Origin of the sequence: Bombilactobacillus mellis (assembly GCF_000967245.1) — a bacterium.
GTDB lineage: Bacteria > Bacillota > Bacilli > Lactobacillales > Lactobacillaceae > Bombilactobacillus > Bombilactobacillus mellis.
Genome location: NZ_KQ033878.1, coordinates 612,541 through 634,835, shown reverse-complemented (window position 1 = coordinate 634,835; position 22,295 = coordinate 612,541). Strand labels below are relative to the sequence as shown.

The 22,295-nt window shown below is 35.2% G+C and carries 26 protein-coding genes; all 26 read left to right on the top strand.

The annotated features are described in order from the left end of the window. Positions 1–183: 183 nt before the first annotated feature. From JG29_RS07195 to cobT, 26 genes are read left to right on the top strand one after another with little or no spacing between them, the layout of a single operon-like run. Positions 184–1,260 carry a pyridoxal phosphate-dependent aminotransferase gene (locus tag JG29_RS07195; protein WP_052696331.1) on the top strand — a complete coding sequence of 359 codons (1,077 nt, stop codon included), beginning with the start codon at positions 184–186 and terminating at the stop codon, positions 1,258–1,260. Next, positions 1,260–2,621: a cobyrinic acid a,c-diamide synthase CobB gene (locus JG29_RS07190; protein ID WP_045923271.1), complete on the top strand. Its 1,362-nt coding sequence runs from the start codon at positions 1,260–1,262 to the stop codon at positions 2,619–2,621. Before JG29_RS07195 ends, JG29_RS07190 begins: the two co-directional genes overlap by 1 nt. Beyond that, the gene (gene cbiB / locus JG29_RS07185; RefSeq protein ID WP_045923270.1) at positions 2,621–3,589 is read left to right on the top strand and encodes an adenosylcobinamide-phosphate synthase CbiB; all 969 of its coding nucleotides are present in this window, start codon (positions 2,621–2,623) and stop codon (positions 3,587–3,589) included. The genes JG29_RS07190 and cbiB overlap by 1 nt, the downstream gene beginning before the upstream one ends. Then, complete coding sequence (locus JG29_RS07180; RefSeq protein WP_045923269.1) at positions 3,586–4,263, top strand: cobalt-precorrin-8 methylmutase; 678 nt, start codon at positions 3,586–3,588, stop codon at positions 4,261–4,263. The genes cbiB and JG29_RS07180 overlap by 4 nt, the downstream gene beginning before the upstream one ends. Further along, on the top strand, positions 4,244–5,401 hold the full coding sequence (cbiD, locus tag JG29_RS07175; protein ID WP_156961645.1) for a cobalt-precorrin-5B (C(1))-methyltransferase CbiD: 1,158 nt from the start codon (positions 4,244–4,246) through the stop codon (positions 5,399–5,401). Before JG29_RS07180 ends, cbiD begins: the two co-directional genes overlap by 20 nt. Further along, a complete protein-coding gene (locus tag JG29_RS07170) occupies positions 5,398–6,000 on the top strand; it encodes a cobalt-precorrin-7 (C(5))-methyltransferase (protein ID WP_045923267.1) in 603 nt (200 codons plus the stop codon). The genes cbiD and JG29_RS07170 overlap by 4 nt, the downstream gene beginning before the upstream one ends. After that, complete coding sequence (locus tag JG29_RS07165) at positions 5,993–6,553, top strand: decarboxylating cobalt-precorrin-6B (C(15))-methyltransferase (protein WP_045923266.1); 561 nt, start codon at positions 5,993–5,995, stop codon at positions 6,551–6,553. The genes JG29_RS07170 and JG29_RS07165 overlap by 8 nt, the downstream gene beginning before the upstream one ends. A gap of 2 nt (positions 6,554–6,555) precedes the next feature. After that, a complete protein-coding gene (locus JG29_RS07160) occupies positions 6,556–7,317 on the top strand; it encodes a cobalt-precorrin-4 methyltransferase (protein ID WP_045923265.1) in 762 nt (253 codons plus the stop codon). Between the two features lie 3 nt (positions 7,318–7,320). Then, entirely contained in the window at positions 7,321–8,382 is a 1,062-nt protein-coding gene (locus JG29_RS07155; RefSeq protein WP_045923264.1) for a cobalt-precorrin 5A hydrolase, read from the top strand. A gap of 12 nt (positions 8,383–8,394) precedes the next feature. After that, positions 8,395–9,120 (top strand): precorrin-3B C(17)-methyltransferase, encoded by a 726-nt coding sequence (gene cobJ / locus JG29_RS07150; protein ID WP_045923263.1) that lies wholly within the window; start codon positions 8,395–8,397, stop codon positions 9,118–9,120. Continuing rightward, complete coding sequence (cobK, locus tag JG29_RS07145; protein ID WP_045923262.1) at positions 9,117–9,875, top strand: precorrin-6A reductase; 759 nt, start codon at positions 9,117–9,119, stop codon at positions 9,873–9,875. The genes cobJ and cobK overlap by 4 nt, the downstream gene beginning before the upstream one ends. After that, positions 9,865–11,265: a uroporphyrinogen-III C-methyltransferase gene (gene cobA, locus JG29_RS07140; protein ID WP_045923261.1), complete on the top strand. Its 1,401-nt coding sequence runs from the start codon at positions 9,865–9,867 to the stop codon at positions 11,263–11,265. Before cobK ends, cobA begins: the two co-directional genes overlap by 11 nt. Further along, positions 11,258–12,025 (top strand): sirohydrochlorin cobaltochelatase, encoded by a 768-nt coding sequence (locus tag JG29_RS07135; RefSeq protein ID WP_045923260.1) that lies wholly within the window; start codon positions 11,258–11,260, stop codon positions 12,023–12,025. The genes cobA and JG29_RS07135 overlap by 8 nt, the downstream gene beginning before the upstream one ends. A gap of 4 nt (positions 12,026–12,029) precedes the next feature. After that, positions 12,030–12,722 carry a cobalt-factor II C(20)-methyltransferase gene (locus JG29_RS07130; RefSeq protein ID WP_045923259.1) on the top strand — a complete coding sequence of 231 codons (693 nt, stop codon included), beginning with the start codon at positions 12,030–12,032 and terminating at the stop codon, positions 12,720–12,722. A gap of 42 nt (positions 12,723–12,764) precedes the next feature. Beyond that, positions 12,765–13,472 carry an energy-coupling factor ABC transporter permease gene (locus tag JG29_RS07125; protein WP_232297111.1) on the top strand — a complete coding sequence of 236 codons (708 nt, stop codon included), beginning with the start codon at positions 12,765–12,767 and terminating at the stop codon, positions 13,470–13,472. Continuing rightward, positions 13,469–13,786, top strand: coding sequence for an energy-coupling factor ABC transporter substrate-binding protein (locus JG29_RS07120; protein ID WP_045923257.1), 318 nt, complete (start codon positions 13,469–13,471; stop codon positions 13,784–13,786). Before JG29_RS07125 ends, JG29_RS07120 begins: the two co-directional genes overlap by 4 nt. An 11-nt stretch (positions 13,787–13,797) precedes the next feature. Then, positions 13,798–14,478, top strand: a complete 681-nt coding sequence (gene cbiQ, locus JG29_RS07115) for a cobalt ECF transporter T component CbiQ (protein ID WP_045923256.1) — start codon at positions 13,798–13,800, stop codon at positions 14,476–14,478. A 13-nt stretch (positions 14,479–14,491) separates the two neighbouring features. Further along, complete coding sequence (locus JG29_RS07110; RefSeq protein ID WP_045923255.1) at positions 14,492–15,313, top strand: energy-coupling factor ABC transporter ATP-binding protein; 822 nt, start codon at positions 14,492–14,494, stop codon at positions 15,311–15,313. A gap of 59 nt (positions 15,314–15,372) precedes the next feature. Then, positions 15,373–16,875: a cobyric acid synthase gene (locus JG29_RS07105; RefSeq protein ID WP_045923254.1), complete on the top strand. Its 1,503-nt coding sequence runs from the start codon at positions 15,373–15,375 to the stop codon at positions 16,873–16,875. Positions 16,876–16,889: 14 nt separating this feature from the next. Next, entirely contained in the window at positions 16,890–17,333 is a 444-nt protein-coding gene (locus tag JG29_RS07100) for a precorrin-2 dehydrogenase/sirohydrochlorin ferrochelatase family protein (RefSeq protein ID WP_045923253.1), read from the top strand. Positions 17,334–17,350: 17 nt separating this feature from the next. Beyond that, positions 17,351–18,271, top strand: coding sequence for a hydroxymethylbilane synthase (gene hemC, locus JG29_RS07095; RefSeq protein ID WP_045923252.1), 921 nt, complete (start codon positions 17,351–17,353; stop codon positions 18,269–18,271). Positions 18,272–18,286: 15 nt separating this feature from the next. After that, positions 18,287–18,877 carry a bifunctional adenosylcobinamide kinase/adenosylcobinamide-phosphate guanylyltransferase gene (cobU, locus tag JG29_RS07090; RefSeq protein ID WP_045923251.1) on the top strand — a complete coding sequence of 197 codons (591 nt, stop codon included), beginning with the start codon at positions 18,287–18,289 and terminating at the stop codon, positions 18,875–18,877. 9 nt (positions 18,878–18,886) lie between these two features. Further along, on the top strand, positions 18,887–19,648 hold the full coding sequence (locus JG29_RS07085; RefSeq protein WP_045923250.1) for an adenosylcobinamide-GDP ribazoletransferase: 762 nt from the start codon (positions 18,887–18,889) through the stop codon (positions 19,646–19,648). After that, the gene (locus tag JG29_RS07080) at positions 19,645–20,235 is read left to right on the top strand and encodes a histidine phosphatase family protein (protein ID WP_045923249.1); all 591 of its coding nucleotides are present in this window, start codon (positions 19,645–19,647) and stop codon (positions 20,233–20,235) included. The genes JG29_RS07085 and JG29_RS07080 overlap by 4 nt, the downstream gene beginning before the upstream one ends. Before the next feature lie 58 nt (positions 20,236–20,293). Then, complete coding sequence (locus JG29_RS07075; RefSeq protein ID WP_045923248.1) at positions 20,294–21,010, top strand: uroporphyrinogen-III synthase; 717 nt, start codon at positions 20,294–20,296, stop codon at positions 21,008–21,010. Then, a complete protein-coding gene (gene cobT, locus JG29_RS07070) occupies positions 21,007–22,056 on the top strand; it encodes a nicotinate-nucleotide--dimethylbenzimidazole phosphoribosyltransferase (RefSeq protein ID WP_045923247.1) in 1,050 nt (349 codons plus the stop codon). Before JG29_RS07075 ends, cobT begins: the two co-directional genes overlap by 4 nt. The last annotated feature ends 239 nt before the right edge of the window (positions 22,057–22,295 follow it).

Genomic DNA, 22,295 nt, shown 5'->3' with positions numbered 1-22,295 from the left:
TCTAATAATAACCTTATCATGTTACTAACATTAGATAGAGAGATTATTAGTGGAATATTATGTTAAATATTGAGCAAAAATACAAATAAATATTTTATTTTTTATAAAAATATTGTTTTTATAACGAATCAATCCTATGTTATTAATAAATATTGATAGAAAAGGAGGAGATGCCGCATTAATTTGATTCATGGTGGAAATATAGATAAAATTTCTCGGCAATTGAAGGTTCCTAGTCATAAATTATTAGATTTTAGTGCTAATCTTAATCCTCTGGGAGTTCCGGCAGAGTTAAAAGATACTTTATTGGAATCTTTGAAAGAGATTAGATACTATCCTGATCCAGAATATGTTCAGTTGAGGACTGCGATTGCGAGATATCATAAGGTAGATTTACAAACGGTATTTGTTGGAAATGGTGCGGTTCAGTTAATTTTTGAGATTGCAAATGCTCTATCTTATGGACATGGGCTAGTGTTGGCGCCGACATTTAGTGAATACGAGCATGCGCTAAAGCGGGCCCATGTACAGGTTCATCACTATTGCTTGCGTGAAGAAAATAATTTCCAATTAGTAATGACAGATTTAATTGCATATTTGCACTTACATTCTGAAATTAAAACAATTTATTTAGCTAATCCTAATAATCCCACGGGTAACCTTATTACAATAGCTGATTTAAAAAAATTGGTTGTATTTTGTAATCAAAATCAACGGTATCTTATTCTTGATGAAGCTTTTATTAATCTGGTATGCATAAAAAATTCTAGCTATGGCCCTTTTTTAAATATTAATGATAACGTTTTTATTGTTTATTCTGCGACAAAGTTCTTTGCGATACCTGGATTGAGATTGGGTTATTGTTTAATCAAAAATCCTAAATTACAAAAATTATTAGTTGCCCAAATTGAACCTTGGTCAGTTAATATTTTAGCCGCTAGGTTTGGAGCCGAAATGTTTCAGGCTAAAGACTATATTCAAAAAACTAATCAATGGTTCACCAAGCAACAACCGTTATTGTATCAGCAATTAAAATCTTTATCGGCATTAAAGGTGTATCCATCGACTACTAATTTTTTTCTATTTCAGTGTTCGCAACTAAATCTAAAAAATAAATTATTAGATTATAAAATAATGATTAGACAATGTGAAGATTATTATGGTTTAGGACCCAATTATTTTCGTGTTGCTCTGCGCAATGCAGCTGAGAATAAGTATCTTATAAAATGTTTACATCAATGTTTGGAAAAAGGTAAATAATGAAAAAAATATTAATTGCGGGTGGAACCAGCGGCTCCGGTAAGACAACGATTACTTTGGGAATTTTAGCTGCTTTAAGTAAAAAATATCGGATACAGCCTTATAAAGTAGGCCCTGATTACGTTGATACTAAATTTCATTCTCGAATTACTGGCATTCAGTCAAGGAATCTTGATAATTTTTTGGTTCCGGATAAAAAAATTTTAGCTTACTTATTTACTAAAAATAATAAGAAAATAGATTTGGCCTTAGTTGAAGGAGTTATGGGTTTATATGATGGCTTGGGAACTGATAAAGATGCTTATTCAACCGCAAGTATTGCCAAGCAATTAGACTTACCGGTGATTTTAGTAATTAATGCCAAAGCCACTTCAACTTCAGCGGCCGCAATGATAAAAGGCTATCTAGATTTTGATCCGCAAGTGCGGATTAAGGGTGTTATCTTAAATAATATAATGAGTCAAAATCACTATGAGTTAGTCAAAGGTGCTATTGAGCGCTATTCTTCAATAAAAGTTTTAGGATATTTACCTTTTGATCAAAGTCTTGCATTACCATCACGGCAATTGGGCTTAATTCCAGACAATGAATTAGACGATATTGATCAGAAAATTAACCATTTGGCAAGCTTAGTTCAAAAGTATATAGATTTGAATCTTTTTTTAAAGTTAGCTGAACCTGTATCTAAAGTGACTCCATTAACAATGTCGTTGCCAACAAAACACTTTAAGTTGGGTATTGCCCAAGATCTGGCTTTTAATTTTTATTATGCTGATAATTTGGAATTACTTCGGAAAGTAGGGATAGAATTAATAACTTTTAGTCCAATGAAAGATCAACATCTACCAAAAGTTGATGCTCTATATTTTGGTGGAGGATATCCTGAAGAATTTGCTCAAGAATTATCCCGTAACGAAAGTTTAAAACAACAAATTTTGGCTTTTTCTCAACAGAACCGGCCTATTTATGCTGAATGTGGAGGGTTAATGTACTTGGGGAGATTTCTGAGAACAACACAAAGGGATTACCCCATGGTTGGTATTTTTCCGGGATATAGTGAAATGACACCACGCCTCAAAAGATTTGGTTATTGTTATGCTCAAGCGCAGCAAGATACATTAATTGCCTTAAAAGGACAAAGCGTAGTGGGACATGAATTTCACCATTCCGTCTTTCATTATCAAAATCAGGAGTTACGACCAGTTTTAAAAATGACCAAAGTACGTGATGGTCATATCACAAATTCTTGGTGGGGTGGCTATCAGATACAAAAAACATTTGCTAGCTATTTGCATGTACACTTTTTTCAAAGTCAGCAATTTATCCAACATTTTTTGAATAGTTTAGGAGATCACGGATAATGCAGATTTTGATAATGGTAGTGGCTGGTTTTTGGTTAGACCTGCTGCTAGGAGATCCTCATAGTTGGCCTCATCCTGTTAAAGTAATGGGACGTTTGATTTATTATTTAACTAATAAATTTAATCATCCTGGTTATTCTTCTCACCAAAAGCGTTGGTTGGGGCTTATGACTTGGATAATTACAGTAGGACTTTCGGGAATAATTATATATTTTATCCTTTATCTCTGTCGGTTTAACCAGTTACTTTATTTATTAGTTGGAACTTATTTTAGTTATACCTGTATCTCAACACAGCAGTTGGCAATTGAAGCTAGAAAGATTATTAAACTATTGCAAAAAAAAGATTTGGCTTTAGCACGTCAGCAATTAGCGATGATTGTGGGACGAGATACTAAAAATCTTAATCGTGAAGAAATCTTAAAAGCAACAATCGAAACCGTAGCAGAAAATACTAGTGATGGAGTTATTGCCCCTTTGTGTTATTTGATGCTGGGAGGACCCACTTTGGGAATAATTTATAAATCAATTAATACTTTAGATTCTATGATAGGTTATAACAATGAAAAATATCGTGATTTTGGCCGCTTTGCTGCCAAATGTGATGATCTTGTAAATTATTTACCAGCTCGCATTACCTGGCTATTGCTAATTATTAGTGGTTGGATCTTACAAGGTGATGTCCATGAGGCTTGGTTGGTTGGTAAGCGCGATTGTAAGAAACATTTAAGTCCCAATAGTGCTTTTCCAGAAGCTGTGGTTGCGGGAATGTTGCATTTACAACTAGGGGGTCCGCATTATTATTTTGGAAAATTAGTTAATAAGCCTTATATTGGGGATGATTTTCAAGTTATGGTTAATGTTAACCATCTCAAGAAAACGATTACTATGCTTTATGTAACGGCAATTATCGCTCTAATAATTTTAGCGGGTTTAAGGTTAATTTATTTATGGAAGTGGCCTATATGAAAAAAAAGGAATATCTTACTGTACCAGCAAAAATTACAGATAAAAGTTTTCAACTTATTCAAGCAGAAATTGATCGTATAGATCCTAATTATCATTTTACAGATCCTTTACAAGAAGCAGTTATTAAACGAGCAATTCATACTACGGCAGACTTTGATTATTTAAATAATTTAAAATTTACTCATCACGTGTTACAAGTTATTCAGAAAGTTTTGCTTAATCATGGAGTTATTTATACAGACACCACAATGGCACTCTCAGGCATTAATAAACGCCGCTTAAATGCTTTACAAGTAGGTTATCACTGCTTAATAAATGATTCACGGGTTCGACAAATAGCGCAAACAAACAAGATCACCCGATCTATGGCTGCTATTGAAGTAGCTGCTAATGACCCTAAAGAAAAGATCTATATAGTCGGCAATGCGCCTACAGCCTTATATAAAATTATCGAAATGGTTCAACAAAAAAGATTGCAAATTGCGGCAGTTATTGGGGTGCCAGTTGGTTTTGTAGAAGCAGCAGAAAGTAAACAAGCACTTTTTGACTCAAATATTCCAGCTATTGTGGCTTTAGGGCGTAAGGGTGGCAGCAATCTGGCCGCAGCTTTATTAAATGCCATCATTTACAACACTGATTTGCAAGAATTAGGTGATGAATATGGTCGCCACTAATAATATCGGTTCAGAAGAAAATTATGTTTACTATAATGGCCGTAAGTTGCGCAAAGGTTTTACAACGGGGACAACAGCTACAGCCGCTACAGTAGCAGCGATTCGAGCTTTAAAGAATCAGAAAGCTTTAAGCCAAATAACAGTTTTGGCAGCTAATGGCCAAGCAGCAACGTTTCCTGTTGTAGATTTAAAGTTTAATTCACAATCAGCGTCCTGTGCAGTAAAAAAAGACGGCGGCGATGATCAAGATGCGACTGATGGAATACTGATTTATTCCCATGTTACATGGAGCCAGGATAACCAAATTCATTTAGATGGTGGTCGAGGAATTGGGCGAGTTACTCAAAAAGGTTTAGCTAATAAACCGGGCACAGCTGCCATTAATCCCACACCACGCAAAGTTATTAAACAAGCAGCTCGTCAAGAACTGGGAATTAATTTAGGTGTAGATATTATTATTTCCGCACCAGCAGGAGAAGAAGTTGCTAAATTAACCTATAATCCCAAACTAGGAATTGTAGGAGGAATCTCAATTTTAGGAACTAGTGGCATTGTTACACCAATGTCTGAGTCTAGTTGGAAAAATTCTATTTCTATTGAAATGAATATTCATCGTCAGCGAGGAGATAAGGAAATTATTTTAACACCAGGTAATTATGGAGAAGATTTTGCCTGTCAGAAATTAGGATTACCCTTGGAAAAACAAGTACAAATGAGTAATTTTGTCGGTTATGTTTTGAAAGAAGTTCAACGCTTAGGTTTTGAAAAAGTACTGTTGGTGGGTGATTTGGGTAAATTAATTAAAGTTTCTGCGGGGATTTTTTCTACACATAGTAAGGACGCTGATGCTCGCGCAGAAATTATGGTAGCTAATTTAGCTTTGATGGGTGGAATTCCGGTAGCTTTTTTACGCAAAATTTATAATTCTTTAACTACTATTTCTATGGTAGATCTCATAAATCAAGCAGGATATCAAAAAGTTTACCAAATAATTGTAGATAAAATCAAACAGCGCTGTGAGAAATTGTTAGCTCATCGTAAACCTAAAGTTCAAGTAGAAGCGGTTATCTTTTCTCAAAGTATTGGCTTTTTAGCAGCTACTAAGCCGTTATCAAAGATTAAGGAAGAATGGCAGTGATTATTGTATTGGGAATTGGACCTGGCAGCAGAGATTTACACTTAGTTAATTTTGATAATTATCTAAAGAATGCACAAGTGGTTATTGGCTCTCAACGACAATTAGCATCTTTAAATAAGGATATTCAAAATAAGAGCAAGTTGCTACCGGCCTTAAATGAGTTAAAAATCTATTTACTAGATAATTCGCAAAAACGAATAGTTATTTTAGCTTCAGGTGATCCACTTCTTTACGGCATTGGAAGTTGGATTAAAGCAAATATTACTAACCAACCCGTTAAAATTATTCCGGGGATCAGCTCTATCCAATATTGTTTTCATCAATTAGGAATTTCCATGAATAATAGCTATTTGACGAGTAGTCATGGCCGCAAACCCAATTTTGATTTTGTTTTGCAACATGAAAAGATAGGCATGGTTACGGATCAATATTTTGGTCCCCGAGAAATTGCGGCAGAGATTTGTAAAAGAAAACAAAAGCGCTGGCTTTATGTGGGAGAAAATCTTAGTTATCCCGATGAACGAATAATTAAGTGTAATCCTGAACATATGTTACAACGAAAATTTGATATGAACGTGGTGATTATTACAAATGCGTGATGAAGATTTTTTACGGAATAAAGTGCCAATGACTAAGTCGGAAGTAAGAGCTGTTAGTATCGATAAATTACAATTGCTAAATAAAAAAACGTTTTTGGATATTGGAGCTGGTACCGGTAGTATCAGCATTCAGGCGGCGCATGATTTTCCTGATTTGCAAGTAACGGCCATTGAACGTAATGCTTCAGGTCTGGAAATTATTAAGCAAAATATGGCCAAATTTTGCATAAAAAATATTGATTTAATTGCTGGCAATGCCCCCGAGGCTATTCCTGATAAAATTTATGATGCTATTTTTGTGGGTGGTAGCGGAAGTAATCTGGAGTCAATTCTGAGGTTTGCTAGCGAACACTTAAATAGTGCTGGCAGTTTAGTCTTAAATTTTATTCTTTTAGAAAATGCTTTAAAAGCCCAAAAAATATTAGCTGAACTCCAATTTACTAAAAGCGAAATCATTGAAGTGGCTGTGTCTCAATGGCATCAATTAGGGAAAGGGCACTACTTTAAACCTAATAATCCCACAATTATTATGAATGCAATTAAAGGAGAATAAAAATGACGACGGTAAATTTTGTCGGGGCTGGACCCGGGGCTACTGATTTAATTACTTTAAAAGGCTATAAATTATTAAAAGCAGCGGATGTTGTAATTTATGCAGGATCGCTGATTAATCAAGAGCTTTTAGATTATTGCAAGAAGGACGCTCAAAAATACAATAGTGCGCATATGACTTTAACAGAAATTATCGATTGTATGGAAAAAGCAATTCATGCCGATAAAGAAGTTGTACGCTTACAAACGGGTGATTTTTCGATATATGGATCTATTCGCGAACAGATTGAAGAATTAAAAAAACGAAATATTAAATTTAATTGTATTCCTGGAGTGAGTTCTTTTTTAGGGGCTGCTTCGAGTATGGGGGTTGAATATACAGTCCCGGAAATTGCTCAAAGTGTAATTATTACACGAATGGCCGGGAATACTCCAGTTCCAGATAGAGAATCACTTTCAGCTTTAGCGCAGCATCAAACATCAATGGTTATTTTCCTTTCAGTTCAAGGTATTCAAAGTGTAGTTGAACAATTGATAGCCGGAGGATATCCCCAAAATACGCCAGCAGCTGTCATTTATAAGGCCACTTGGCCAGAGGAAAAAGTAGTTCAGGGGACTCTTAAAGATATTACCGAAAAGGTTCAGAAAGCTGGAATCACTAGAACAGCTTTAATTATGGTGGGACAATTTTTAGGAGCTGCTTATAATTATTCCCATTTATATGATGCTTCGTTTAGTACAATGTATCGGCAAAAGAGTAAATAAATAATGAATAAAAAGTTTGCAATTATTGCATTGACAAGTCAGGGTTCAAAAACCGCCCAACAATTGGCAGATAAATTAGCTTCCGACTCAAATTATAGTGTTCAGATATATTTACCAGCCAAGTTTACCGGTTCTAAAGTTAATTCTTTTAATCCCGGACAATTTCAAAAAGTTATGCAAGAGCAGTTTCAATTAAATGATTGTCTAATCTGCATTATGGCTACAGGAATAGTCGTTCGTTCCATTGCACCAATGATAAAAGATAAAAGGAGCGACCCTGCTGTTATTGTGCTTGATGAAAAAGCACATCACATAATTAGTTTGTTATCTGGACATGTTGGTGGAGCTAATGCCTGGACAAAAAAAATTAGTCAATTATTAAATTCAGATCCTGTAATTACAACTGCTACCGATACAGAAAATGTTCAATCATTAGATATGTTGGCTAAGAGTGTGAATGGTTGGTATCCCAATTTTAAGACTAATACCAAACAGTTTAATAGCTGGCTTGCAGAAAGAAAACCTATATTAATATACATTGAAGATTATTTGCGCCCGTATGTTTCCAATTTACGTGGATTTTCTTGTATTGATGATCCTACCAAAAGTCTATCCGCAGACCCATTAGTTGTCGTTTCAGATCGTTTGTATCCTATAAAACATGAGCCCTTTATTCAAATTATCCCTCAGATTAATATTTTAGGTATTGGTTGTCGTAAAAATGTTACTAATAAAGCAATTCAAGAGGCTTTTATGGAATTTTGCTGTCAATATAATTTAGCTTGGTTGTCGTTTAAATCTTTAGCCTCAATAAATATTAAACAGGATGAAGCGGCAATTCAGTATTTGGCTCAAACACTAAATATTTCTAGCAAATTTTATGCAGCTACTGAATTACAGCGTGTGAGCCAATATTATCCTTTTTCTGATTTTGTTTTTAAAACGGTTGGAGTAGGAAATGTCGCCTGCTCAGCGGCTGATATTGCTAGCGGTCAACGCACTATTACTTCCAGATTTACAAAAAATGATATTACCTTTGCTTTAGGCAGACTAAAAAAAATTTAGGAGGAGTAGTTAATGTTATATGTTGTAGGATTAGGTCCTGGTGCGGAAAGTTTGATGACACAAGAAGCTCTACAAATAATTGAAAAAGTACCCACTATTGTCACTTATGCTACCTATGCCAAGTTAATTTCAGAGCTGATTAAAGATAAGAATTTAGTAGTTACAGGAATGCATGGAGAAATTGAACGTTGTAAAAAGGCCATAGAAATTGCTGCCGGTGGTGAGGATGTAGCCATAGTTTCCAGTGGCGATGCTGGAATTTACGGGATGGCTGGACTGGTTTTAGAATTGGCTAATAAATCCGATCAAAAAATTGATATCCAAGTTATTCCGGGAGTTACCGCCAGTATTGCTGCAGCGGCACATTTAGGAGCACCCTTAATGAATGATTTTTGTCATATAAGTTTAAGTGACTTAATGACTCCTTGGGAGGTAATAACCAAAAGATTAGCCGCCGCGGCAGCAGCCGATTTTGTGATCTGTCTGTATAATCCCCGTAGTAAAGGGCGGCCTCATCATTTACGTCAAGCTGTAGATATTATTTTAAAATATAAGTCACCTGCAACCGTAGTGGGTGTTGGGAAAGATGTTGCGCGCTCGCAGGAGAAAAAATATCTCACGACACTGAAAAGTTTAGATGATACCCAGATTGACATGACATCTATTGTTATTATCGGCAATAAAAATACTTATGTTGAAAATGGGGAAATGATTACTCCTAGAGGGTATGTTTTATGATTTTACTATTAGGAGGGACATCAGAAAGTTTAAAAATTGCTGATTTATTAAATCAGAAGCGACTAAGCTATTTATTATCAGTTGTAAGTGATTATGGATTGAAAGTGGCTCAAAAGCACAGTTCACATGTAATAAAACAGATCTTAACGGAAACGAATTTTCAGGAATTTTGTCAAAAAAATAAGATTACTTATGTTTTAGATGCAACTCATCCTTTTGCCCGTGAAATTTCACAGTTAGCTATTCACCAGACTTCTGAATTAGGAATTCCCTATCTGAGATTCGAGCGGGAATCTTTGTATGAAAACGAAAGTCACCTGAAAGCCTTTGATTCTGTATCTGCTGTCTGCTCTTATTTAAAAAATCGTTCCGGATTAGTCTATTTATCTACTGGCAGCAAAACTGCAGGAGATTTTGCCACTTTATTAGGGGTCCAAAGGTTACATGTCAGAGTTTTACCAACAGTGAAGGTTTTACTAGCTTTAACGGAAATCGGTTTTACCGCAGCTCAAATTGATGCTTTAGAAGGTCCGTTTTCACAAAGATTAAATGAAGAGTTATTCTTACGGGCGCATGCTTCTTGGGTAGTGACTAAAGAAAGCGGTCGCCAAGGAGGCTTTTTAGAAAAACTATCTGCTTGCCAAAACTTAAAGCTTCCTTGTCTGATTATTCGGCGTCCACGCATCTCTTATCCAGTACAAGTTAATTCTTTAAAAGATTTGGAATTGAAATTGGAGGCCCAAAATGTCCGGTAAAGTAACACTTTTAGGTGCTGGTCCTGGAAATATTGAATTATTAACTTTGCTCGGGAAACGGCGTTTAAAGCAAGCTGATGTTGTCTTATATGATCGTTTGGTGAATCCCTCCTTATTATTGTTAACTTCACAGCAGGCTCAGCTGATCAATGTTGGGAAAATGCCGCATTATCATAAGTACCATCAAGAAGACATTAATAATTTATTAGTGAAATACGCCAAAATGGGATATCAGGTTGTGCGTTTAAAAGCGGGCGATCCTTATGTCTTTGGCCGTGGTGGTGAGGAGGCGGCTTATTTAAAATCTCAAGGAATTGCCTTTGAGGTAATTCCCGGTCTCACGAGTGCTTTAGCTGGTTTAAGTGCAGTAGGAATTCCTATTACTCAACGCGGATTAGCATCGAGCTTTCATGTCATAACCGGGCAACGAAGGGATTCAGAAGCGGATTTAAATTGGAATAATATAGCTCATCAAGAAGGTACTTTGGTATTTTTAATGGGAATGTCTAATTTAGCTAATATCTGTCACAATTTAATTATTAATGGAAAAAATCCGCATACGCCAGTGGCTATTATTCAGTGGGCCACCCAGTGGCGTCAAAAAATGGTAATTTCTAATTTAAAAGAAATAACTACTGCAGCCGCTCAAAAGGGCCTCTCCTCACCAGCCTTAATTGTGATAGGTGAAGTTGTGAGGATGTCTCAACAATTAAATGTTATTTTACCTTTACAAAAGCAACACATTTTAGTTCCTTTTTCAAAGCATTCTATTTTATACCAAAGATTATCGGATTTAGGTGCGACAGTTGATTTTTATCCCCGACAAATAAAGGTTAAACAAAAAGTTAAACTACCGAATTTAGATAAATTTGCAGTTGTTTTAATCGATAGTGTTATAGCTTTCACTGATTTTTCACAACTACTATTAGAAAATAATTTAGACGTGCGTATTTTAGCAAGAAAGCAAATTTGGGTTCGTAGTAACTTGGTGGCTCAACATTTGAAACAATATGGCATTTTGGTTGATAAAGTTATAACTACTGATGCCAATATAAATACCGCTCAAATTTTAGAAATTAGTTCTGATGAACTACATTCAGATACTTTAAACTTCTTATCCTTAGAAAAGCCGCTAACAAAGATGAAAAAATTGCTCTATGATTTGCAAACCTTTCAAGCGATAGTGTTTCCTAGTCGAGCCAGTTTAAAAGATTTTATCGCGGTATTGGATAATTCTCAGCTGCAGCAACTCCAGCAACTTCAAGCTTTTGTTATGGGCGAGCAAGTGGCGAATTTAGCTCAAGAATATGACTTTAGAGAAATTATTAATTGTCCAACTAATTTAGCCCGTACTATTGCAATAATTGAAAGGAAATTAACAAATGAGTAAAAAGGCAATTGTCGTAGTTAGTTTTGGTACTACTTATCCGGAGGCTCGGCACAAAGCCATTACTGCTACAGAAAAGGCTATTCAAAATAATTTTGATGATTGGCAAGTTGTGCGTGCCTTTACTTCGAAAATTGTCCGGCAACGTATTTATCAAAATGAACACGTAGTGATTAATAATCCTGAGCAAGTATTAGCGAATTTGGCCCAAAATGGATATCAAGAAGTGGCCGTTCAGCCGTTGCATATTATTCCTGGAACTGAGTTTAATCTGCTGAAGCAAGCGGTCCTAAAATATAAAAGTTTCTTCTCAACAATCAAATTAAGTCAGCCATTACTAACCCAATTTTCGGATTATCAAAAAATAACCCAATTTATTCAACGATCTCGTGAAGCAGGGGCCGGCAACTTGTGGATGGGGCATGGTAGTTCTCATAGTGCTTTTGCAACTTACGCCTGTTTGGACCATATGTTGTTAAATACTAATAGTTTTTTAGGAGCTGTGGAAAGCTATCCGGATATAGAGGTAATTATTCAACGTATTCAGAATACTAGAATTAGGAAAATTTACCTACAACCATTTATGCTGGTTGCCGGTAATCATGCGCATTTAGATATGGCTTCAAGAGCTGCTGATTCTTGGAAGAGTAAATTAGAACATGAAGGAATTAAGGTGATTCCGGAATTAAAAGGCTTAGGGGAATATCCTGAAATACAGGCTATGTTTATCGCTAAATTGCAGCACTCCTTAGAAAGGAATTAAAATTATGACTTGTTTTTGGGGAATTGGAATTGGACCCGGAGATAGTGAATTGCTCACTTTAAAAGCTGTTAGAATTATAAAATCTTTGCAGGTATTATATGTGCCTAAAGCTCATAATGATAATTTCAGTTTTGCTGAAAAAATAGCTGCTCCTTATTTCTCAGATAATTTAATTATCAAAAGGCGTCATTTTCCAATGGTTAATAATTTTTCTGATAAACAAAATAGTTGGAATACAATTGCAGCTGAAATTATTGATGATGTTCATTTGAATCAAGAAGTAGGATTTTTAACTTTAGGAGATCCTAGTGTTTATAGCACTTATAGTTATATTGCCGATTTGCTCAAGAAAAGAATAACAGTGAAAACAGTGGCCGGAATTTCTTCTTTTAGTGAAATTGCCGCTAAGTTGTCCATACCTTTAGTTTTGGATAAAGAATTCCTGGAAATCATTCCAGGTAATGCTGATCTGATTAAGCTAAAGCAGGCTGTGGATTTCAATGATAATTTAATTATTATGAAGATATCAACCAATTTTTCGAAGATTTATCATCTTTTACAAGAAAGAAATTTATTAGCCAAAACCATAATTGTTGAAAATGCAGCAATGCAAAATCAAAGTATAAAAACTATGGCTCAATATGAATGTGATGCTCAACTGCCGTACTTTTCAACTGCTTTTATAAAGAAAGGATAGATTCCAGTGAAGTTTCTTAAACGTCATAAACAATTATTCAGTGTGGCAAGTATAGTTTTTGTTTTAATATTGATTTTTACTAAACCTGTTTATGCTATGCATATTATGGAAGGAATGCTGCCTCCTTATTGGTGTATAGTTTGGTTTATTGTCTCAGCACCATTTTTTATTTATGGTTTATATCGTCTTTATAAAATTGTCAATTCAGAGCAAAAAAATGCCAAGATCATGCTGGCTTTGTGTGGAGCTTTTGTATTTGTATTATCTTCACTGAAACTGCCCTCAGTTACTGGTTCTTGCTCTCATCCTACAGGAGTAGGTTTGGGTACTGTAATGTTTGGACCGGGCGTTATGTCAGTTATTGGAGTCATTGTTTTATTATTTCAAGCTCTATTATTAGCTCATGGGGGCTTGACTACTTTAGGAGCTAATGAGTTTTCTATGACGATTGTTGGACCAATTGTAGGATTTTTAATTTATAAAATTTGCCGTAAATTAAAAATTAATCGCTCGATGTCCATATTTCTTTGTGCGATGTTGGCGGATTGGTCTACTTATATTACAACAGCTTTCCAGCTGGCTATTGTTTTTCCTGATCCTCATAATGGTGTGGCAGCTGCTTTGATCAAATTTTTGGGGATTTTTGCTGTGACACAAATACCATTGGCAATAGCCGAGGGACTTTTAACAGTTATTGTTTATAACTTAGTGATTAGTAATGACTTATGGAAAGAGGCTGCTCTGCAATGAATAAAAGAACGAAAACCAACATTATTTTGTTAATATTAGTGGTTATCTTAGTTGTGGCGCCATTTGTCTTTGTTAAAGGTGAGTATGGTGGCAGTGATGACCAAGGTACAGAGCAAATAAAAAAATATGATCCTAGCTATAAGGTTTGGGCACATCCTGTTTGGACACCACCATCTGGGGAAATTGAGAGTTTATTATTTACAGTTCAAGGATCTTTAGGAACAGGAATTATTGCCTACGTTATTGGTAGTGCTCATGGACGAAAAAAAGCTCTGAAAGAAATTGAGCAAAATAATAAGCAACAATCGAAATAGAGATTAAGAAAATGCTGATTATTGATAAATACGCCTATTCTAATCGAATTGTTAATTGGTCTTCTAATATTAAAGCTTTATTGTGGTTAGTCGGTATAGTTCTATCTTTTCAACCCTTGCTCTGGATAAAACCACTAGTGATAATTATTGTTGCCATTATAACAATGTATCTAACAAAAGTTTCTTTACATCGCTATCTTAAATGGTTTTATGCCATTATTCCGTTTTTGCTTTTAAGTATTATTGGGATTGTCTTTACGGTAGATTCCAGTGCTAGAGAAATGACTTTTTCTGTAAATATGTTTTCATTTTATGTCGGTATTTCACGTAAAATGCTGCCAGTGGCTGGAAAAGTGGCACTTCAATCTTTGTCGGCAATTGTTTGTACTTATTGGTTTGCCTTGACCACTCCTTTTACTCAAATTATTAGTTTCTTGAAAAGAATCCATTTGCCTAACATAATGATTGAATTAACTATGCTGATGTATCGGTTCATTTTTATTTTTATTGAAGCTTTTGAAAAAATATATCAGGCTCAAAAATTGCGTTTTGGTTATGATAGTTTTTCTTTGATGATCAATTCTTCGGGTATTTTAGCTAAGATGCTCTTTGAGCAGGTTATTATCAACTATCAAATGATGGTTAATGCTTTGGATGCCAAATTATACGATGGTAATTTTTATGTCAGCTAAAGAAGGTAAGTAAATGATTGAATTACAAGATTTAAGTTTTAGCTATGATAATAGTAAAACGATCCTTAATCATATATCTTTATCTTTTGGTGCTCAAAAACAGCGAGTCATTGGAATTATGGGACATAACGGCTCGGGTAAATCGACACTCTTTTTAAATCTGGTGGGGATTTTAAAACCTACATCAGGGCAGATTTTAGTTGATAATCATCCGATTAAGTATAACAAAAAAGGATTACGGCAATTGCGTCGCAAAATTGGCATTGTCTTCCAGGACTCTGATCAACAAATTTTTTATTCCATTGTCAAAGATGATGTAGCCTTTGCTTTGAGAAATTTAAAATTGCCCGAAGAGCAAATAGAAAAACGCGTGGAAAAGGTCTTAAAGCAGCTGGACATTTGGCCGTTACGAGATAAACCCATTCAATATTTGAGTGGAGGACAAAAAAAGCGAGTTGCCATTGCAGGAATCTTAGTTTTAAATTCAGAGTGGCTCTTACTTGATGAACCCACTGCTGGGTTAGATCCTGATGGTCGACAGCGAATGATGATTTTAATAAAACAGTTAGTTGCTAATGGACAGAAGGTTATTTTATCCAGCCATGATATGGATTTTATGTATGAAGCTTGTGATTATTTTTACTTATTAGGAAAGGGTCACATTATAAAAGAAGGAACTAAAGATGTAGTATTCGATGATGAAGAAGTTTTAAAAGCTAATAAGCTCAATCAGCCATGGCTAATCAAACTTCATCAAAAATTGGGCTTACCGCTCTGCAACAATTCTCAGGAATTATTCGCCTTGCGAGATCATATTCATGTAGACAATCTATAGAAGCCTAAGTTTTGCCAGAGGAAAAACTTTTGCAAAATATTGATTAAGGAGTAGTAGGAATGAAGACCAAATCACTGATGTTTCAAGGAACCGCCTCAGATGCTGGGAAAAGTTGGGTAGCTGCTGGCGCTTGTCGTTATTTAGCAAATCAGGGATTAAAAGTAGCTCCCTTTAAGGCTCAAAATATGGCCCTGAACTCTTTCATCACCACACAGGGAGCCGAAATGGGTAGAGCACAAGTTTTTCAAGCTGAGGCAGCCAAAGTTAGTCCGGATGTCCGTATGAATCCTGTTCTTTTAAAACCTTCAAGTGATCAAGATTCGCAAGTAATTGTCTTGGGAAAAGTGATAGCTGATATGAGTGCTACTAAATATTATGAATATAAGGTAAAACTAAAGAATTCCATTTTATCAGCCTATAATTCCTTGGCACAGGAAAATGACGTAATGATTCTTGAAGGAGCTGGTAGTCCCGCTGAAATTAACCTTAATGATCATGACATTGTTAATATGGGAATGGCCCAAATGGCTCAGGCTCCTGTGATTTTGGTGGCTGATATCGATAAGGGAGGTGTTTTTGCCTCTATATATGGAACTATTAAGTTATTACCATTAGCTGACCAAAAGCGGATTAAGGGTATCATTATTAATAAATTTAGAGGCGATAAAAATTTATTAACTTCTGGCAATCAAATGATTGAAAAATTAACTGGTGTTCCTGTAATTGGGGTTTTACCAATGTCCAATATTGATTTGGATGATGAAGATAGTGTTGCTCTAAGTAAAAAAAATCATATTCACGATCCTAATAAACCACTAGATATTGCAGTAATTATTTTAAATAGAATTTCTAATTTTACCGACTTTCATAGCTTAGAGATTCAACCAGATGTTTCTGTGCGCTATGTTTATACTCCCCAGGAATTAGGCCAGCCGGATCTGATAATTTTACCAGGAAGCAAAAATACTAATTCCGATTTAGCTGCGTTAAGAAAATTAGGTTTGGATCGTTTGATTATTCAAGCCCATGACAATGGCAGTATGGTTGCTGGTATTTGTGGTGGTTATCAGATTTTGGGCAAAGAGTTATTAGATCCTAACCAAATTGAATCTCATATTCAACAACAACCGGGTTTGGGTTTATTAGATGTAAAAACGACCTTTAATAATACTAAGAGGACTACCCAGGCTAAGGCTCTAATTCAAGGGTGTTTATTACATGGTTATGAAATTCATATGGGTAGTACGACCTTAGGAAGAGATGCTCAGCCCTTAGGTAAAATTATTGAAATTAATGGTCAAAAACAAAATCGCCTAGATGGAGCGATTAATGCGGATCAGAGTGTCTGGGGTACTTACTTACACGGGATTTTTGACAATCAGGATTGGACGCGGCAGCTTTTAAATAAACTACGTCAACATCAAGGATTGGCTCCTTTAACGGCTTCGCAGTTGTCAATAGAAGAGTATAAAGAAATTCAATACGAAAAATTGGCCCAATTATTTAGCGATAATATTGATTTAAAAAAATTTTGGGAGATTTTAGATGCTTCACAGCAATAAAAGGAGAATAAAAGGTGAATAATCCTTATCCTATTATTTTAGATTTAGCTAATAAAAAAATAGCAGTAGTTGGTGGGGGGAAAATAGCTGCACGGAAAATTAATAGTCTACTAGCAATTAAGGTTTCGCCCACAGTTATCAGCCCTAAACTAGCAAATTCTATTCCCTTAGAGCAAATACATTGGATTCAAGACTACTATCAAAGAAAGTACGTTATGACTATGGATTTGATTATTGCCTGTACTAATAATTTACAAGTTAATCGACAAATAGTTCAAGAAGCCACTGCACGGCAATTAGTTAATGATACTAGCGAAAAAAATTATTCCAATTTTTATAATATGGCAACAATTACACAAAATGATTTATTAATTGGACTTTCTACAATCGGGAAATCACCCGCAAAGGTTAAAAAAATTAAAAAAATGTTGGAAAAATGGTTGGATCAACAAAATTAAAAATGGAGTATAAAAATTTGAGAAAAAAAATTATAGTAGGTAGTCGGCACAGTAAACTGGCGCTTTGTCAAACAGAATTAGTGATTAAACAATTACAGCAATACTTTCCTGATACTGAATTTGAGATAAAAAAAATAAAAACCACCGGTGATAATAATTTAAAAGATAGTTTAGCTAAAATCGGGGGCAAAGGGGTTTTTATTCAGGAAATTGAAAAAGAATTAGAAGAGCAAACAATTGATTTTGCAGTTCACAGTCTCAAAGACGTCACGCCCAAATTACCGGAATCTCTTACTCTAGGAGCTATTCCGAAGCGGGCTTCAGCGTTTGATTGCTTAATTAGCCGCCATAAATATACTAGTATTAATGAATTACCCCTCCAGGCTCGTATTGGAACTAGCAGTATGCGCCGCCAAGGGCAACTGTTACATCTGCGCCCCGATTTAAACATTGTTTCTATTCGAGGGAATATTGATAGTCGTTTAAAAAAAATTCAAACTGAGCATTTAGAAGGAATAATCGTTGCTGAAGCTGGTCTAGAACGCCTGCAACCTGATTTAACCAATTATAAAGTACTCAGTCTTAAAAATGTTGTTCTACCAGCTGTAGGGCAAGGTTGCTTAGCGGTTGAATGCCGTCAAACAGATCAAGAAGTTTTGCATATGCTTAAATTAATTAATGATTTTCCTACTAGTAAGTGTATCCATATAGAACGCCAGTTTATGAGAGAATTAGGAGGTAGCTGTAATTTTCCCATTGGGGGGTATGCTTATATAAAAAAACGAAGTATCAAGTTTTCAGGTTTAATTTCTTCCATTGACGGAAAGCACATAATTAAAGCAATTGATATTCCGGCTGATGAGCCTAGAATCGGAAAAAAGGTTGCTCAAAAATTACTTGCTCAAGATAAATATGGCATTGTGAACAAAAAAATTTAGAAAAGGGGAAATACTTTGCAGCAGGGAGAATTAGTCTTAGTGTTAGGCGGTGCCAAAAGTGGAAAATCGGAATTTGCGGAAAAATTGTATGCGCCGCAGGATAATATCTGTTACATAGCAACAGGAGTCTTACAAAGTTCTGATCCGGAAATGAAGCTCAGAATTTTAAAGCATCAACAAAGACGCTCTTCACATTGGCAGACTCGGGAACAATATCAGAATATTGCTCAACTTATTAGTCAGAAACCTCGGACGGGTTATATTTTAGATGATGTGACGATGGCTGTAACTAATGTCTTTTATGATCTGCTGAAAAATAAAGTTAAAGCTAAACAAATAGATGACTATTTAGACAGTTTATCCATCACTGATTTAAACCAATTAAAGTCGTCTATTTTATCGCAATGGCAACAATTAATTGAAGCCCAAAAATTGCAGCATCAGTCACTGGTTCTTGTAAGTAACGAGGTAGGATTAGGAATTGTTCCAGTTACTAAACAAACCAGGGTATTGCGCGACCTTTATGGGGAAGTAAACCAAGTATTGGCACAGGCTGCGGATATTGTTTATTTTGTGGTTAGTGGTATTCCTTTAAAAATTAAGTAGGTGGTAAACTTGTGGCAAGCATTGGTATTATTTGGACAATTTTTCACTAAAATAAATATTCCGATTGTTATTGATAATCCGGTAGATAAATTTCGGACAAAAATTCAATATATTACTTTGTTTGGCCTGTTATTAGGACTTTTAGAGGCATTATTTTTTTGGGGATTAACTTTTATTTATCCCTTATGGCTGGCTTGGATTGGTTATTGGATTTTAGATGGAATTATAACGGGCGGATTTCATTTAGATGCTTTGTCTGACACAGCTGATGGCCTGTTTTCTTCCAGAGCACCTGATCAGATCTTTAAAATTATGAAAGATAGTCGAATTGGTACAATGGGTAGTCTAGCACTAATTTATTATTACCTAGTGGCACTGGGTGCTAGTATTACAATTTGCCGATATTTATCGGTAATTAAATTAGTTATGCTGACTGCCATTTTAACAATGTTAACGAAAACAGGTTTATCTTTACTTTTTTATCAAATGAAATATGTTGGAAATAAACAAGGTTTAGCAAGTATTTGGTTAAATGTGCGCAATTGGCAAATTATTTTTGCACAACTTTTTTCTGCTATTGTTATTTTTGTGGCTTTCAATTGGCAGGGAATTGTAAGTTATTTTTTTATGGTTATCTGTGCTTATAGCTACCGAAAATATATCATACATATTTTGGGAGGATTTTCTGGTGATACTTTAGGAGCTTTTGCCAGTTTAGCACCAGTTTTATTTTTATTATTTTTAACAGCGATTCTGAGGATAACTCAATGAAATTATTAGTAGCACGCCATGGTGAAACAAATTTTAATCAACAAAGAAAATTTTATGGTAACTTAGATGTTCCGCTTAATAAAAAAGGTGGCCAACAAGCCCGGATATTAGCTCATAAAGTTATTGCAAAAGAATTAACAATGCTTGTACAAACTAATTTACAACGCACGCGTGCAACTTTAGCGCCTGTCCGCCATCAACTACCCAGTATTCCAGTATTAACTATTCCCGACTTAGCAGAAAAGGGCTTCGGATGTTGGGAAGGTTTAGATGCCAATCAAATTCAAGCACAAGATCCGGAACATTGGCAAAAGTGGTTAAATGCTCCGCTTACTTATACGCCTCCGACTATTGAATCTGTTGCTGATTTTCGAAAGCGAGTAAAGCGGGGTTTGAATTGGTTATTAAATCATAGTCAGGCTGATGATACCATCTTTTTAGTAGCACATTTGGGAACTCTGAGGATAATTTATCAAGAATTAATTGATGCACGTACTGATTTTTATTCTTTAGAATTTCAAGCGGGATGTTATACAGAATATATAATTAACTCAAAAACAATTAAATTAGGAAAAATAAATGCTTAACAGATAAGTTTTAAATTAAAGTGAAGTTTAGTGAATCCTGAAAAAAGAAGCTGATATCGTGACTCTATTGATCACTTACCCAGATCATAAAATACCTGATTTGTGGCGTAACAGATTAGAATCTTGGACAAAAGTAATTTATTTACCCTTAACTCATTTTCAGCCCATTATGCTTGATTCTGAGCAATATCAAATAATTGCAAACGCACAAAATATTGGCCTAACAAGTCATTTTGCAGCACAACTTTTTGTCAAGAACTATCGTCAGTATAATCACACAGCCACTTTACAAGTTATTAGTCAAAAAATGAAAGCACAACTAAAGCCCTATGTTGTTAATCCTATTGAAGTTAGTAAGCAGGAAAATCGACAGTCTTTGATTGCTAAACTAAAAAATATTGATCCTACCTCTTTGTGCTGGCTAATAGGTAATCAATTATCAGCAACTGTTAAATTACCGGGAAAAGTGCTTGTTATTTATCAAAACGTCTGGAATGAGCAGCTACAAACTCAAGCTAGTGAAACTCTGTGGCAGCAATCAATAAATCAGGCTTTAGTAACCAGTACTTCCAACTTTAAACGTCTTATGATGGTTCAAAAGCAGCTTAATCATCAAGAATTTAAACACACGCAGTATTTTGTCTTAGGAAAAAGCACGGGAAAAGTAATAACTCAAGCTGATTTGCCAGTAATTTATCCGACACAGACAACAGCAGTTTTAATCAATATTCTCAGTCAGATAGAACAGACTATTAAGGAGGAGAAAAGTTTATGAAATTTGATGAACTTGTACTTCAATCGTTATCTCAAAAAGAAATGAAAAATATGCAATCTCGATTAGACGGATTAGCTAAACCGGTTAAAAGCTTGGGTCGCTTAGAAGAATTAGCGGTTCACTTGGCTGGGATCTATCGAACCTGCAATTTTACCGTACAACCGCGGACTTGTTTAGTTTTTGCTGCCGATAATGGTGTAGTGAAAGAAGGAGTATCAGCTACTCCTAAAGCAGTTACTGCTATTCAGGCCGTAAATATGGTTAATGGTCATACTGCTGTTGCTGCTTTAGCCAGAGCTTATAATTCAAAGATAGAGGTTTTTGATGTTGGCATTGACTCTGATAAAGCTTTGCCCGGGGTTCATTGCTGTAAAATTAGACGTTCGACAAATGACATGCTTCTAAAACCAGCTATGTCTTATGCCCAGGCCGTTAAAGCCGTGGAAATTGGTTTTACGGTTGGTAAAAGTGCATTTACTGCCGGCAATCAATTAATTAGTGTTGGGGAACTGGGAATGGGCAATACCACCGCAGCGTCAGCCATTATCGCCGCATTACTTCAGTTGCCCGGAGAAAAAGTTGTGGGGAAAGGCTCTAATATTTCGGATAAAAGATTACAACATAAAATTAAGGTAGTTGATCAGTCATTACAACGGGCTCATTTATCTACTTCCCAGCTTGATCCTTTTGAAGTTCTCAGACAAGTTGGGTCTTTCGAAATTGGCTCAATGTCTGGAGCGATTATTGCCGCAGCGGCTATTGGCAGGCCTGTTTTAATTGACGGTTTTTTATCGTATGCAGCTACTTTATTAGCCCAAAGGATTGTCACTGGTGTCACTAATTATGTAATTTCTACTCATATTTCCCATGAGCAGGGATCAAGTTTAGTTTTAAAAGAATTACATTTACAACCTTATATTGATTTACAAATGTGTGTGGGTGAGGGCAGCGGCGCAATGATGCTGTTACCCTGGTTGGATGGAATTGAATCTATATTAAAAAATATGAATACACTAAAAGAAATGAAATTTGATTTTCAACCTTAAAAAAGTTTGGATTTGTAATAATTGCCTTTTACTATTAGGAACTGAAATTGAGCTGAAAACCTGCTATACTACAATATCTAGTATTAAGTTTTTATAAAAATCATATATCTTGTGGTTTCCTACTTTACATTTTGTCTATATCTGCGTTAAGCTAAAGGAAAAATGAACGGGATAGTAATTGAAGTTATAGATTTAAAAAAATTATTTATAAGGACTTCTTTTATCCTGTAATTTAAATG